Source organism: Robiginitalea biformata HTCC2501 (assembly GCF_000024125.1).
GTDB lineage: Bacteria > Bacteroidota > Bacteroidia > Flavobacteriales > Flavobacteriaceae > Robiginitalea > Robiginitalea biformata.
The window spans coordinates 2762103-2774286 of sequence record NC_013222.1; the positions used below are offsets into that span (position 1 = coordinate 2762103).

At 56.6% G+C, this 12184-nt stretch carries 14 protein-coding genes; 2 read left to right on the top strand and 12 right to left on the bottom strand.

The window, feature by feature from the left end:
• Nucleotides 1-47: 47 nt before the first annotated feature.
• From coaE to RB2501_RS12310, 11 genes are all read right to left on the bottom strand, one after another.
• Nucleotides 48-650 carry a dephospho-CoA kinase gene (coaE, locus tag RB2501_RS12260; protein ID WP_015755159.1) on the bottom strand — a complete coding sequence of 201 codons (603 nt, stop codon included), beginning with the start codon at nucleotides 648-650 and terminating at the stop codon, nucleotides 48-50.
• The gene (locus RB2501_RS12265) at nucleotides 647-1600 is read right to left on the bottom strand and encodes a CdaR family protein (protein ID WP_015755160.1); all 954 of its coding nucleotides are present in this window, start codon (nucleotides 1598-1600) and stop codon (nucleotides 647-649) included. Before RB2501_RS12265 ends, coaE begins: the two co-directional genes overlap by 4 nt.
• 3 nt (nucleotides 1601-1603) lie before the next feature.
• Nucleotides 1604-2620: a glycosyltransferase gene (locus tag RB2501_RS12270; RefSeq protein ID WP_015755161.1), complete on the bottom strand. Its 1017-nt coding sequence runs from the start codon at nucleotides 2618-2620 to the stop codon at nucleotides 1604-1606.
• Nucleotides 2621-2700: 80 nt separating this feature from the next.
• A complete protein-coding gene (locus RB2501_RS12275; RefSeq protein WP_015755162.1) occupies nucleotides 2701-3513 on the bottom strand; it encodes an enoyl-ACP reductase FabI in 813 nt (270 codons plus the stop codon).
• Nucleotides 3514-3616: 103 nt separating this feature from the next.
• Nucleotides 3617-5272, bottom strand: coding sequence for a DNA repair protein RecN (gene recN / locus RB2501_RS12280; RefSeq protein ID WP_015755163.1), 1656 nt, complete (start codon nucleotides 5270-5272; stop codon nucleotides 3617-3619).
• A gap of 56 nt (nucleotides 5273-5328) precedes the next feature.
• On the bottom strand, nucleotides 5329-6234 hold the full coding sequence (gene porD, locus RB2501_RS12285; RefSeq protein ID WP_015755164.1) for a type IX secretion system protein PorD: 906 nt from the start codon (nucleotides 6232-6234) through the stop codon (nucleotides 5329-5331).
• On the bottom strand, nucleotides 6215-7420 hold the full coding sequence (gene coaBC / locus RB2501_RS12290) for a bifunctional phosphopantothenoylcysteine decarboxylase/phosphopantothenate--cysteine ligase CoaBC (protein ID WP_015755165.1): 1206 nt from the start codon (nucleotides 7418-7420) through the stop codon (nucleotides 6215-6217). The genes porD and coaBC overlap by 20 nt, the downstream gene beginning before the upstream one ends.
• A 1-nt stretch (nucleotide 7421) precedes the next feature.
• Complete coding sequence (locus RB2501_RS12295) at nucleotides 7422-7751, bottom strand: DNA-directed RNA polymerase subunit omega (protein ID WP_041327837.1); 330 nt, start codon at nucleotides 7749-7751, stop codon at nucleotides 7422-7424.
• Between the two features lie 2 nt (nucleotides 7752-7753).
• Nucleotides 7754-8596 (bottom strand): outer membrane protein assembly factor BamD, encoded by an 843-nt coding sequence (locus RB2501_RS12300; RefSeq protein WP_015755167.1) that lies wholly within the window; start codon nucleotides 8594-8596, stop codon nucleotides 7754-7756.
• Between the two features lie 103 nt (nucleotides 8597-8699).
• Nucleotides 8700-9593: a 4-hydroxy-tetrahydrodipicolinate synthase gene (dapA, locus tag RB2501_RS12305; protein ID WP_015755168.1), complete on the bottom strand. Its 894-nt coding sequence runs from the start codon at nucleotides 9591-9593 to the stop codon at nucleotides 8700-8702.
• Nucleotides 9590-10123 carry a DUF6913 domain-containing protein gene (locus RB2501_RS12310; RefSeq protein WP_015755169.1) on the bottom strand — a complete coding sequence of 178 codons (534 nt, stop codon included), beginning with the start codon at nucleotides 10121-10123 and terminating at the stop codon, nucleotides 9590-9592. Before RB2501_RS12310 ends, dapA begins: the two co-directional genes overlap by 4 nt.
• A gap of 112 nt (nucleotides 10124-10235) precedes the next feature.
• Between RB2501_RS12310 and RB2501_RS12315 the strand changes: the two genes are divergently transcribed.
• Together RB2501_RS12315 and RB2501_RS12320 are read left to right on the top strand one after the other, a co-directional pair.
• On the top strand, nucleotides 10236-10961 hold the full coding sequence (locus RB2501_RS12315; RefSeq protein ID WP_187289170.1) for a 5'-nucleotidase C-terminal domain-containing protein: 726 nt from the start codon (nucleotides 10236-10238) through the stop codon (nucleotides 10959-10961).
• Complete coding sequence (locus RB2501_RS12320) at nucleotides 10958-11869, top strand: metallophosphatase (protein WP_015755171.1); 912 nt, start codon at nucleotides 10958-10960, stop codon at nucleotides 11867-11869. The genes RB2501_RS12315 and RB2501_RS12320 overlap by 4 nt, the downstream gene beginning before the upstream one ends.
• Before the next feature lie 6 nt (nucleotides 11870-11875).
• Here the strand turns inward: RB2501_RS12320 and RB2501_RS12325 are convergent, their stop codons facing one another.
• Nucleotides 11876-12178, bottom strand: a complete 303-nt coding sequence (locus tag RB2501_RS12325; RefSeq protein ID WP_015755172.1) for a hypothetical protein — start codon at nucleotides 12176-12178, stop codon at nucleotides 11876-11878.
• Between the last annotated feature and the right edge of the window lie 6 nt (nucleotides 12179-12184).

The following is a 12184-nucleotide window of genomic DNA, read 5'->3' on the forward strand; positions in this document are numbered from 1 at the left end:
TAAAAATTTAACATTTAGAGGCGGGGTGGTTTAACCTAACCTTAACACTACGAAGCCCCGGGGGACCCCGGAATTTCAAGCAATTCCCGGTGAATGCGATGTACTGCACGCCGCGTTGCCTCCAATTCCATGTTTTCGATGACAAAGTCGGACAGGGGGATTTTCCGCTGGTCACTCCACTGGGCGTCCATGCGGCTGCGCACCCGGGAGCCGGAAGTGTTATCCCTGGCGACCACGCGCCGGATGCGCTCCTCCTCGGGCGCCGTGACGAGGATGACCCGGTCTAAATTCCGGTATCCCCCGTTTTCAATGAGGATTGCCGCCTCCTGCAGGACATACGGGGCCTCCTGCCGGGCCGACCAGGATCTGAAATCCGCAGCTACTGCCGGGTGTACCAGGGCATTGAGGGCTTCCAGGAGTTCCGCGTCGCCGAAGACACGGGAGGCGATCCAGGCGCGGTTCAGTTTCCCTTCGGCATAAGCTTCCTCGCCCAAAAGGTTTTCGATACGCCCCCGGAGTTCCGGGTCCGCCTCCATGAGTTCCCGCGCCCGGACGTCCGAGTAGTAAACCGGGATACCCAGCTCCCTGAAAAAACCTGCCACCGTGCTTTTTCCGCTTCCGATACCTCCTGTAAGGCCTACCCGCATCATTCGCTTCGCACAATAAATTCCACCGTGGATTCCAGCAGGACCCCACTTTGGATTGTCCCGGGCTGTTCGGCAATGCGCAGAAGCAGCCGGCCGGTTTCCGGATCCGGGTTTTCAAAATCGGCTACGATCCGGAAATCGGAAGGTTCGAGTTCCTTGAGGGATTCTATCCGTCCCTTGCACAATACCCCCACCGAAGCGGGAAATGTCCGCACTTCCCTGTCCGCAGGCAGGTTGATGACTTCCACCGGCACATCGACAACCGTTTCGGAAAACCGGAACACCCCGGCGGTCACGGTAACCTGCCCAACGGAAAACTGCGTGTTTGGGAGCCGTCCTGCAACGGGCAGGCTGAGGGTCCTGCTAACCGTATCGCGCACCCCGGTAAGCTTCAGGGGTTCAGTCCAAACCTCCCGGATGGTATCGATTTCTCCCGGTGGACCCAGAAGGTGGACATTCGGCGGTTCCACCTGAATCGGCCCATCCAGCATATAGTTCCTGGCCAGTTCTATCTGAACGGCCGCGCGGACGGGGACCGTACGGGATCGGAGGGCCTGGAAATCCAGAAATATGGTATCCCGGGTCATCTCCAGCAGGCCCATGGCCTCCCCAAGTTGACTTTCCACCTGCCGCCTGTAGGCCTCCGGGCCGATAAAATACGCGCCCTTTCTGCGCTGGGCCGTACGGAGATCAATCGCCACATCCCTGGGGCTGATCTGGTACCTCAGGAGCTGGAATCCGCTGGCGCGGACCCGCACATTCAGGTCCCGGGGTGGCTGCGTCAGCAACACGAGGCTGTCCGGGGGTTGTTCATACTGCATCCGGAATGTCAACGTATGGTTGTATGTCTGCGCCAGGCGTATCAGGAGCCAGGCCGAAAAAGAGCAAAAAAGGAACAGGAGAAAGATTTTCGCCTTCGGGGTATTGATTCCGGATTTTAATTTCTTGATCAAGCCTCAGGTATTATAAAAAAGTTCCGGAAAGAGCGTTTGCGGTTTCTTTCTACTAAAGGTAAGCAAGATGGCGGATTTGAAAAAACCCCATCCATACCCCGTAAACTGCACCAGGACTGCGGGGATCGCCAGGCAGGCGGCCCGCCAGTCGCGCGTTGTGCTCCGGGCGCCCAGGCCCACCGCCGCCAGGTAGGCCAGGTAGGCCCCGGCAGGGATCCAGGCCGCGGGGTGCCGAAATAGCAGGGGCAACAGGAGCGCCACGGCCAGTCCCAGCGTAAAAACGAAGGGAAACCAATAGGTAACCCTGGCGCTCCCCGGGTGCCAGCGGTTGAGGATGGGCCGCGCAAGGCCGAATTTGTATACCTGCCTGTAAAATGAATGGAAATCCACCCGGCGTTTGTGGTAGACCACCACCTCCGGGTAATACCCAAGGCGGAAGCCCAGTTTCCGAAGCCTGAGGCTCAGGTCCGGGTCCTCCCCGGGATGGATGTTTCCGAACCCCCCGCTTTTTTGGAAAGCTTCGCGGGAAATTCCCATATTGAAACTCCTGGGTTGGAAGGCCTCCCTCCTTTTTGCACCCCCCCGCAACCCGCCGGTAGTTAGCCCCGAGGTCATCGTATAGCTGATGGCTTGCTGCACGGGCGAAAAAGAAGGGTCGGCTGCATCCGGACCCCCAAAACAATCCAGGGGGTCCGACTGAAGGGCTTCCTGCAGATTCCCGAGGTAACCCGGGGGAAGGATGCAATCCGAATCCACCAAGAGGAAATACTGTCCCCGAGCGCGTTCCATCCCGAAATTCCGGGAGTCTCCTGGGCCGGTATTCGCCTTGCTGAAATAGCGGATATCCAGGTCTTCCCGGAATGCCTCCACCACCTGCCGGGCATCCTTTTCGGAACCGTCTTCCACCACGAGCACCTCAAAGGGGGTGTCCGCCTCCTGTGAGGCCAGGCTGGCAAACAGTTCCCGGAGCTCGTCCGGGCGGTTGTAGACCGGGATTACAAAGGAAAAGAAGGGGTTCATGGAGTCGGGTTAGTCAATCGGCTCCCGTTATCCCGGGGCTGCTGCCTTCCGGCAGGTTCCGGCCGTGCGGGACGGGCGGATTACTCCGAAAATTCGTCGATGATCTCCTGACTGACCCCCGTGCTGGAAAAACCGCCATCGTGAAACAGGTTTTGCATGGTCACCTTCCGCGTCAGGTCCGAGAACAGGCTAACCGTGTAATCGGCGCAATCCTGCGCAGTTGCGTTGCCCAGGGGCGACATCTTCTCCGCATAGGAAATAAAACCGTCAAATCCCTTGACACCCTGTCCGGCGGTAGTAGGGGTGGGCGATTGAGAAATGGTATTGACCCGTACTTTTTTCTCTTTCCCGAAAAAGTACCCGAAGCTTCGGGCGATGGACTCGAGGTAGGCCTTGTTGTCGGCCATGTCGTTGTAATCCGGGAAGGTTCGTTGGGCCGCCATGTAAGTCAATGCCACAATGCTCCCCCAGGGGTTCAGGGCATCCGCCTTGTAGAGGGTCTGCATAACCTTGTGGAAGGAAAGGGCCGATACATCCCAACCCTTTTCCGTCCAGTCGTATTTCTGGTCCGTGTAGTGCCGCCCTTTGCGGACGTTGATCGACATGCCGATGGAATGCAGGACAAAATCCAGTTTGCCCCCGAGAATTTCCATGGACTGGTCCACGAGTTTCTGCAGGTCCTCTTCACTGGTAGCGTCTGCCGGTATGATCTGCGACCCCGTTTTCTCGGCCAGGGCATTGATCTGGCCCATGCGCATGGCTATCGGGGCGTTGGTCAACACAAATGTCCCACCTTCTTCGTGGACTCTTTCTGCCGTCTTCCAGGCGATGGAGTTCTCATCCAATGCGCCAAAAATAATCCCCTTTTTACCTTTCAATAAATTATATGCCATGGTTTGTCGCTTTGTTTAACAGTTCCAAAGATAGCTAAATTGGAGGATTTAACGGCTACGGCAACTCGGGCAGCAACGAGCCGGCCCCGGCTGTTCTCAACGGTCAGTTCAGCAGTTCGCGGGCATGGGTCAGGGCCGTATCGGTCAGCTGGCTGCCCCCGAGCATCTGGGCGAGTTCCTGGATGCGCTCTTCCTGGGAAAGTTGTCGGATCCGGGTGGTGGTGCGGCCTTCGACATCCTCCTTGTATACTTTGTATTGCTGGTGCCCCTTGGAAGCAACCTGGGGCAGGTGGGTAATGGCAAACACCTGCATATGCCGGCTCATTTCCCGCATGATATCCCCCATGCGGTTCGATATTTCCCCGGAAACCCCGGTATCGATTTCATCGAACATCATGGTTGGCAGGGCTTCAAAAGCTGCCAAACGCGCCTTGATGGCCAGCATGATGCGGGAAAGTTCTCCCCCGGAGGCCGATTTTTTAAGGGGTCCGTAGTTTCCTCCCTTGTTCGCCGTAAAAAGCAATTCCAGGACATCGCGGCCGCTTGGCCCGAAGGCTTCCCGTTGCAGCAATTCCCAGGTAAACGACGCATTGGGGATTCCGAGCTCCACGAGTTCCTTTCTCAGATCTTCGGTGAATCCCGGCAACACCCCGGCGCGACGTTCGGATAACTGCCCGGCAATCCGGTTGAGGGAATCCTGCAATTTTTCGATTTTCCCATCCAGCGCCTCAATGTCGGTCTCCAGCTGGGCTGTATCGTGCACTTTCCTGGAAAGGGAGTCCCGGATGGCCAGCAGTTCCTCCACGGTTGCCACCTGGTGTTTCTTTTGCAGATCAAACAGGCGGCCGAGCTGGCTGTTCACTTTTTCCAGCGCATCCGGATCCGGCTGCTGCTGATCCGTCAGGTCGGCAAATTCAGTGGCGATATCGTCGGATTCAATCAACAGGGACTGAACCCGTTCGTGTAATTGGGAAAAACGGGAGCCGTACGCGGCGAGTTTCGAGGTAACTTGCCGCAATCGCCCGAGCATGGCGAGCAAGCCGTACTCTTCCTCCTGCATCACCTGGTCTGCGTTGCCCAGCAGGCCTATGATTTGTTCGGAGTTGCTGAGTGTGGCCTGCTCTTCTTCCAGTCGCTCCTGCATGCCCGGTTCCAGGTTGGCCCCGTTGAGTTCTTCCAGTAAAAATTCATTGTAATCCTGTTCCCGGAAGGCCAGGTCGCGCTCGTTCCGCAGCGCCTGCAACCGCTTTTCCATTTCCAGGTAGGTTTTCCGGGTTTCCCGGTAGGTCTCCAGCAGGGGGCCGTTGCCGGCCAGTGCATCCACCACGCGCAACTGGAAGTCCCTGTCGGTGAGTTCCAGGGTCTGGTGTTGGGAATGAACGTCGATGAGCCGCTGTCCGAGCTCCTCCATGACGCCGAGAGTTACCGGGGTGTCGTTGATAAATGCCCGGGACTTTCCATTGGGTCGGATTTCGCGCCTCAGCAGGGTTTGGGCATCATAGTCCAGGTCGCGGGTCTCGAAGAATTCCCGCATACCCGGGTAGGCGCCAACGGCGAACTCAGCCTCCACCACGCATTTCTTTTCCGTATCGCGGAGCGCGGAGCGGTCGGCCCGGTTGCCCAGTACGAGGCCGAGGCTTTCCAGGAGGATGGATTTACCGGCCCCGGTTTCTCCAGTAATGGTGGTCAGCCCCCCTTTAAAATCGACGCGCAGGTCCTCGATAAGGGCGTAATTGCGAATGGCGAGGTGGGTGAGCATAGAGGCAGCGGGTTACTGCCTGTAAAGATAAAAGAATCGCCGCAATCCGCTAGCGGTTAATAGGTGATTTGATTCCAGGTACTCGCATAGAATGGCGCCACCCGGTTAAGCGTTTCCTTGAGCTGGACAATATCCACCTTCGGGCCGTCCGAAAAGATGTTCTGGATTTCCTCGGCCTTGGCATCGAAAAACGTCTGGATCAGAAAGGCGTTGGGCCGCCGCTGTATAAGTGTTTCGAACAAGCGCAGGGAACCGGCAATCACTTGTTTCCCCGTACTGTTGTTGTCCGCCATGATGTCGAGCCCCTTCCGGTGGTAATTGTAGAGGGCAATCCGGTATTCCCGGAACGTGTTGGACAGCAGGTTGTCCACCAACTGGAACCTGGTGCGGTTGTCGGTGGCGGTCTGCCCCCAGCCCGGGTAATTGTTGCCCTGTGCCTGGGTGACGATGGCCCGCGCCTTGTTATACAGGTCGGACCCCCCTTCCAGCTGAAAGGTATCCGCATCCAGCCCGAGCATGATGTAGGCGTAATAAGCCACCACGCCGACCAGGTTGGAACTGAACGCGTTTTCATTGAATACAAGCGGCTGGAATTCAATATATTCAAAATTGAACTTGTCGTCCTTGTAATTCAGGATGGGTGTTTCGTAAGAGGTATTGAATACCGGCCGGGACGACTGGATCTGGATGGTCGCCTCAAAACGGTTTGAATCGAAGTTTGTGACCGTGATAAACATCCGGCAATTGACCCGCTCGTTTTCCCGGTAGACGCGATCCGTCCAGCGCGTCTTGTTGACGAATTCGGCCAGGGAACGCTCCAGGGTCCGGAATATCTGTTGGTTTGTCTGGGAGACCTGGTCCGAATTGACAGTGACCGTACAGTTCAATTCCTGGGCCCGCGCCTGCCAGGCAGCCGCCAGCAGGAGCAGGCCTGCAAGCAGGTTATTTCGAAATACGCGCATCGATCTCCCGGAGTATGTCCCTTGCCACATCGGCTTTGCTTTTTAATTCAAACGATTTTATCCCGGAATTCTTGTCTATGAAACTCACTTTGTTCCGATCCCCTCCGAATCCCGCCCCGGGATCCCTCAGGGAATTCAAAACGATGGCGTCGAGCTGCTTCCGCCGAAGCTTTTCCCGCGCATTTTCCTCCTCGTTTTCGGTCTCCAGGGCAAAGCCCACTACAAACTGCCCCTGTTTGCCCGAGGCAAGTGTCTGGATAATATCCGGGTTCTTCACCAGGTCCAGGCGGAGGGTCTCAGCCGTTTTCTTGATTTTCTGTTCCTGAGTTTCCGCCGGGCGGTAATCCGAAACGGCCGCAGCGCCGATCACCACATCGGCATCCGAAAAATGCGATTGGGCAGCTTCGAGCATGTCCGAGGCGGTCTGCACGCGCAGGCAGGTGATCAGCGGGTGGTTGGCCTGTTCCTGGCTGGGCCCCGATACCAGCGTCACCCGGGCGCCCCAACTGGCCGCGGCACGCGCCAGTTCAAATCCCATTTTGCCACTGGAATGGTTCCCGATAAAACGGACGGGGTCGATGGGCTCAAAGGTAGGACCCGCGGTTATCAGCACGTGCTTGCCCCGCCACGGCAAACGCGCCAACAGGCTTTCTTCCAGGTGGCGTACGATCTCCTCGGGCTCGGCCATGCGTCCTTCCCCTTCCAGGCCGCTTGCCAGCTCTCCGCTTGTCGCAGGGATCATCGTATTGCCAAAAGCCTCGAGCTTTTCCAGGGAGGTCCGGGTTGTAGGGTGCTTGTACATATCCAGATCCATGGCAGGAGCAAAGAAAACCGGGCATTTGGCAGACAGGTAACACGCCATCAGGAGGTTGTCGCAGGTTCCGGAAGCCATTTTGGACAGCGTGTTGGCCGTGGCAGGTGCAATGAGCATCAGGTCGGCCCAGAGGGCGAGTTCTACGTGGTTGTTCCAGTCGGTGGCGCCATCCTCCTCCCGGACAAAATCCGTCAGGACCTCGTGACGGGAAAGGGTAGCAAGGGTCAGGGGGGAAACAAAATGGCCGGCGCTTTCGGTCATTACAATACGGACCTCAGCGCCGGCTTTTATCAGTAAACGGGTCAGGAATGTGGTCTTATACGCAGCAATACCCCCGGTAATGCCCAAAAGGATACGCTTGGATGCCAGCATCTTATTCTTCGTCCTTAGCCGTGTTCCGGTAGTATATCTTATCCTCAAGCCACTCCTCGATGGCCAGGGCATGGGGCTTGGGCAATTTCTCGTAGAACTTGGAAACCTCTATCTGCTCCTTGTTTTCAAAAACCTCTTCGAGGCTGTCGCTGTAGGTGGCGAATTCCTCGAGTTTTTCGAGAAGTTCCTTCTTGATTTCCGAATTGATCTGCACCGCGCGCTTGGCTACGATGGAAATGGCCTCATAGATATTGTCGGTTTTTTCGTCAAACTCGTTCCGGTTGATGGTAATGGTGGTTACCGGTGCCTGGGAGTTTTTAAGGTCGTTCATATTCATTTGGATAAAGTTTGTATCGCTTCAAATTCTGTAATTTCTTCCTGCAGGTCAGCATAGAGTTGTCGCGCATCTTCGGCGAACTCGCTTTCCGCATAGTACCTCATAAAAGCATTGTACGCCGCAACGGCATTGTCGAGCCGCTCCTTCTTCTTGGAGGGCGTACTGTTTTCGGCCAGGGTAGACGCAGCCCGAAGCCTCAGGAAATAGGCTTCTTCCCTGTAAACAGAACCCGGATGATCCGAGATAAAATTGTCCAGGGCGGCAATGGCCGAAATGTTGTAGTCCAGCGTGTAATACTTGCCCAATTTCACAAACTGCCGGGCAATCTCAAAGGCCTTTTTCTGTTTTTTCCGGGTGAGTTCCTGGGCCATGGCATTCGCCTCTTCCATGAATTCGGATTCCGGATAGGCGTTGATGAAAACCTGCAGTTTATTCAGGGCCTTGTCCGTATCGGTCTGGTCGAGCGAATACCTGGGCGAAAGCATATAATAACTCTTGGCACCCAGAAAAGCGGCCTCCGGGGCCTTGTCGCTTTTGGGATAGGATTTGAGGAACCGTTCGAACTGGTAGCCGGCGAAATTGTAATCCCCCTTCTGAAAATAGCTGTCCGCAAGGAAGAACATCACCCGTTCACCCTGGGGTTTCCCGACAAATTGCGGGGCGATCTGTTCCAGCAGGCGATTGGCCTTTTTATAGGACCCTTCCTGGTAGAGGCGTTCGGCCAATTCGTATTTCCGGTTGATATCCGTATCCTTCAGCACCTTCTGGTACTCACTGCACGAGGCCAGCGCAAGGCTTGCCAGCAACAGGCAACCGTAAAGTCTGGTTTTCAAAAACATTTGGCAAAATTAGCGATTTCCAACGACATAGAAAACCGAAAAATACGGTATTAATTGCCCCGGGGAGGCTGGGTCTGACGGAATTAAACAAAACTTTAACGCTTCATACCTTTTCCCGCAGAAATGCGGTCATGAACGTATCGAGGTCGCGGCTTAGTTCAGCACTCGCTGCCATGAGCGGCAGTCGCACCTCCGGCCTGCAGATGCCCAGCTGGCTCAGGAGCATTTTCACCCCGGCCGGGTTGCCTTCCCGGAAGATCAATCCGATGAGCGGGCGCAGGGATTCCGACAGGTCCGTGGCCGGACCGGATTCACCGGCAAGCCCCTGGCGGATCATGGTAGAAAATTCTACGGGCAACGCCTGCCCCAAAACGGAAATTACCCCAACCCCCCCGGCAAGTACTGTCGGAACGGCGGTGAGGTCATCCCCGGAGATTACCAGGAAATCCCTGGGGACTGCATCGATCAGCGTGTGAATCTGGGCGATATCCCCGCAGGCTTCCTTGATGCCGACAATCCCCTGGCAATCCCGGGCCAGCCGGGCCACGGTTTCGGGCAGCATGTTGCTGCCGGTACGGGCCGGGACATTGTACATGACAATCGGCAGGGGCGCCCGGTGCGCCAGATATTTGAAATGCTGGTAAATCCCTTCCTGGGTGGGTCGGCTGTAATATGGGGAAACCGAAAGGATCGCATCGTAGCCATCCAGGTTGGCCGATTCCATTTCGGCAGCTACCGAAAGCGTATTGTTCCCGCCGATCCCAGCCACCAGCGGCAGGCGGCCGTCGTTTTCCTCTGCAATGACCCGCAGCACGGCGGCCTTTTCCCCGGGCGCAAGGGTAGCAGACTCCGCGGTGGTCCCAAGTGCGACCAGGTAGTCTACCCCGCCCTCAATAACGTGACGGACCAATTTACGCAACGCCGGGATGTCCGGGGACAGGTCTTCCCGGAAAGGGGTGACGAGCGCCACGCCGGTTCCTTTCAATTCGCTTCTCATACCAATTCGTTCATTACCTCCAGGTACTTTTTCATTTCTTTCTTAAACAACCCGAAATCCTGCATGTCGCAGTCAAAAATCAGGTCGTTGAAGGCCGGATCCAGGCCTGCAAAACCCACGCGCATCCGGGCCCGGGTCTTGACGCTCATCAATTGCATCGGGAGGTTGTCCTCCGAGAAGTAATTGATCAGGATATCGTATTCCCGGCTCAGGAACTCCAGCGCATAGCTGTTTGCAATTTCCCCGTTCCAACCCAGGTCCTTGTCCGAAAAAACCGGTGTGGCATAGGGGGAGTTCGTATCGTAAAAACGCCTGTACCCAATTACCTTGATGGCGTTGGGCCGCAGGCCAAAGGCTTCAATCAGGTCAAAAAACACTTCGGCCCTGTCAAAGGTGTCCAGGTCCGCGATAATCGCAATCGCCTGCACTCCCCGCTTGCGCTCTGGAGCGGGCCGGTCGCGGGACATTTCCTCCCGGAGGTATTTCACCCCGGATTTGTATTTAAATTTGTCTTTGAGACCTTTAAACATGTACCTTTACGCTTTAAGCAAAGGTAGGAATTATCCGCTCTTGCACAGCGCAAAGTTACAAGGTTGCAGGCGTTTAAAAATGAAACATTTTGTTTTAATCATAACAATTTGTGTGTTGGCATCCTGCCGGCAACAACCGGTATCCCTTCAGCAAATTACTGTTTCCCAAACCATTATAGACAGCACCCTGTCCGAAGACGACTCCCTGCAGGCCCTGATCGCCCCCTATAAAAATCGTCTGGAAGATGCGCTGAATGCCCCCCTGGCCTATGCCCCGGAGACGCTCACCAAAACCGATGGGGCCCGCAACACGAGCCTCGGCAACCTGCTGGCCGACCTGGTGCTGGAACAGGCCGACTCCCTCCGCACATTGCAGGGGAAACCGCCGGTAGACCTGGTAATCCTCAACCACGGGGCGATCCGGAACATCATTTCCCGGGGGCCCGTCACCCAGCGTACCGCCTACGAAGTGATGCCCTTTGAGAACACCATCTATATCGTGCCCATGCAGGGAGCGGCCATCCGCGCCATGATCGCATTCCTGGTGGCATCGTCCATGCCGCACCCGTTTGCGGGGCTCGACATTCAACTGGGGCCCGGGGGCAGTCTCGAAGCCGTCAATATCGGGGGACAACCCTTTGACGAGTCGAGGACCTACTACGTGGCCACCTCCAACTACCTGGTGGAAGGCGGAGACGGCATGGATTTTTTCCAGTTGGGGGAAACCCCCGAGGATACCGGTTATAAAATACGGAATGCCATGGTAGACTACTTTACCCGGGTAGATACGTTGCGGGCCGCTGTCGACGACCGGTTCGTCCTAATCCAATCGCAATGAACCGAAGGAAGTTTATTAAAACCGGCGCGGCCGGGGGAGCAGCCCTCGGGCTTACCGGGATCAACCTGGCTTCCTGTGCCGGGTTGTCGCGCAGGCAAATCACCATCCTGCACACCAATGATGTCCACAGCCATGTCGACCCCTTCCCCCCCGGACACGGGGCCTTTCCCAATATGGGCGGGGCGGCACGGCGGGCGGGCCTGATAGCTCAGATCCGCAGGGAGAACCCGAATACGCTCCTGTTGGATGCCGGGGATATTTTTCAGGGAACCCCCTACTTCAACTTTTACGGAGGCGAACTGGAATTCCGGCTGATGAGCCGCATGGACTACCAGGCCGCCACCCTGGGCAACCACGATTTCGACAACGGCATCCCCGGGTTACTCGCACAGCTGCCCTATGCGAGTTTCGAGTTTGTCTCGGCCAATTACGATTTCACCAACACGGACCTGAACGGCCTGGTGGCGCCGTATACAATCCGGGTAGTGGACGGGGTCCGGATCGGGATTTTTGGACTGGGCATTGAACTGGACGGCCTGGTAATGCCGGACCTCTATGGGGAAACCCTTTACCAGGACCCCTATGAAAGGGCCCTGGACATGTCCCGCACCCTCAGGGAGGAGGAAGCCTGCCACCTGGTCATCTGCCTTTCCCATCTGGGGTTCCGCTACGACGACCCGAGCCGTCCCAGCGATGTACTGCTGGCTCAAAAAACCGAAGGGATCGACCTGATTATCGGGGGGCATACGCATACCTTCCTGGAAGAAGCCCGCGTGCTGTCTAACCGGGCGGGGGATCCCGTACTCGTGAACCAGGTGGGATGCTACGGGGTTCGGCTGGGCCGGGTAGATTTTTTCCTGGAACCCGGGGCGCCGCCGGCCGGTTCCTGGGTATCGATCACTGTGTGACCCGCTTTATTCCTGCAGTAAATACGCGACAATTTCCCGGAATTCTTCCTGTAGTGAATGCTCCGGGTAAGGCCGGCCGGCCCGGTTGTACCAGTAGCCCGCATTCCATCGATCGCCTTCCCGCCTGTGGAGGTAGGCGTGTATCCAGCTTCCCACGGGCCCCTTCATGGCCTCGGCAATATCGTGCGATGCCTGCCAGTCCCCTGCCCCTTCCCACCAAAGGGCCTTCAGGCCGTCCGGCCAGGAAGTATCCGGGGCCTGGCGATCCAGGGTTTTTTCGAATTCGTCTACATTTTCAGGCAGTGGCATAATACT

Excerpts from the sequence above, each read along its gene's own strand:
- porD (WP_015755164.1), bottom strand. The coding sequence starts at position 6,234 with ATGCGCGTATTTCGAAATAACCTGCTTGCAGGCCTGCTCCTGCTGGCG.
- RB2501_RS12295 (WP_041327837.1), bottom strand. The coding sequence starts at position 7,751 with ATGAACGACCTTAAAAACTCCCAGGCACCGGTAACCACCATTACCATC.
- RB2501_RS12320 (WP_015755171.1), top strand. The coding sequence starts at position 10,958 with ATGAACCGAAGGAAGTTTATTAAAACCGGCGCGGCCGGGGGAGCAGCC.
- coaBC (WP_015755165.1), bottom strand. The coding sequence starts at position 7,420 with ATGCTGGCATCCAAGCGTATCCTTTTGGGCATTACCGGGGGTATTGCT.
- RB2501_RS12275 (WP_015755162.1), bottom strand. The coding sequence starts at position 3,513 with ATGGCATATAATTTATTGAAAGGTAAAAAGGGGATTATTTTTGGCGCA.
- RB2501_RS12270 (WP_015755161.1), bottom strand. The coding sequence starts at position 2,620 with ATGAACCCCTTCTTTTCCTTTGTAATCCCGGTCTACAACCGCCCGGAC.
- RB2501_RS12300 (WP_015755167.1), bottom strand. The coding sequence starts at position 8,596 with ATGTTTTTGAAAACCAGACTTTACGGTTGCCTGTTGCTGGCAAGCCTT.
- RB2501_RS12310 (WP_015755169.1), bottom strand. The coding sequence starts at position 10,123 with ATGTTTAAAGGTCTCAAAGACAAATTTAAATACAAATCCGGGGTGAAA.
- RB2501_RS12325 (WP_015755172.1), bottom strand. The coding sequence starts at position 12,178 with ATGCCACTGCCTGAAAATGTAGACGAATTCGAAAAAACCCTGGATCGC.
- dapA (WP_015755168.1), bottom strand. The coding sequence starts at position 9,593 with ATGAGAAGCGAATTGAAAGGAACCGGCGTGGCGCTCGTCACCCCTTTC.
- coaE (WP_015755159.1), bottom strand. The coding sequence starts at position 650 with ATGATGCGGGTAGGCCTTACAGGAGGTATCGGAAGCGGAAAAAGCACG.
- recN (WP_015755163.1), bottom strand. The coding sequence starts at position 5,272 with ATGCTCACCCACCTCGCCATTCGCAATTACGCCCTTATCGAGGACCTG.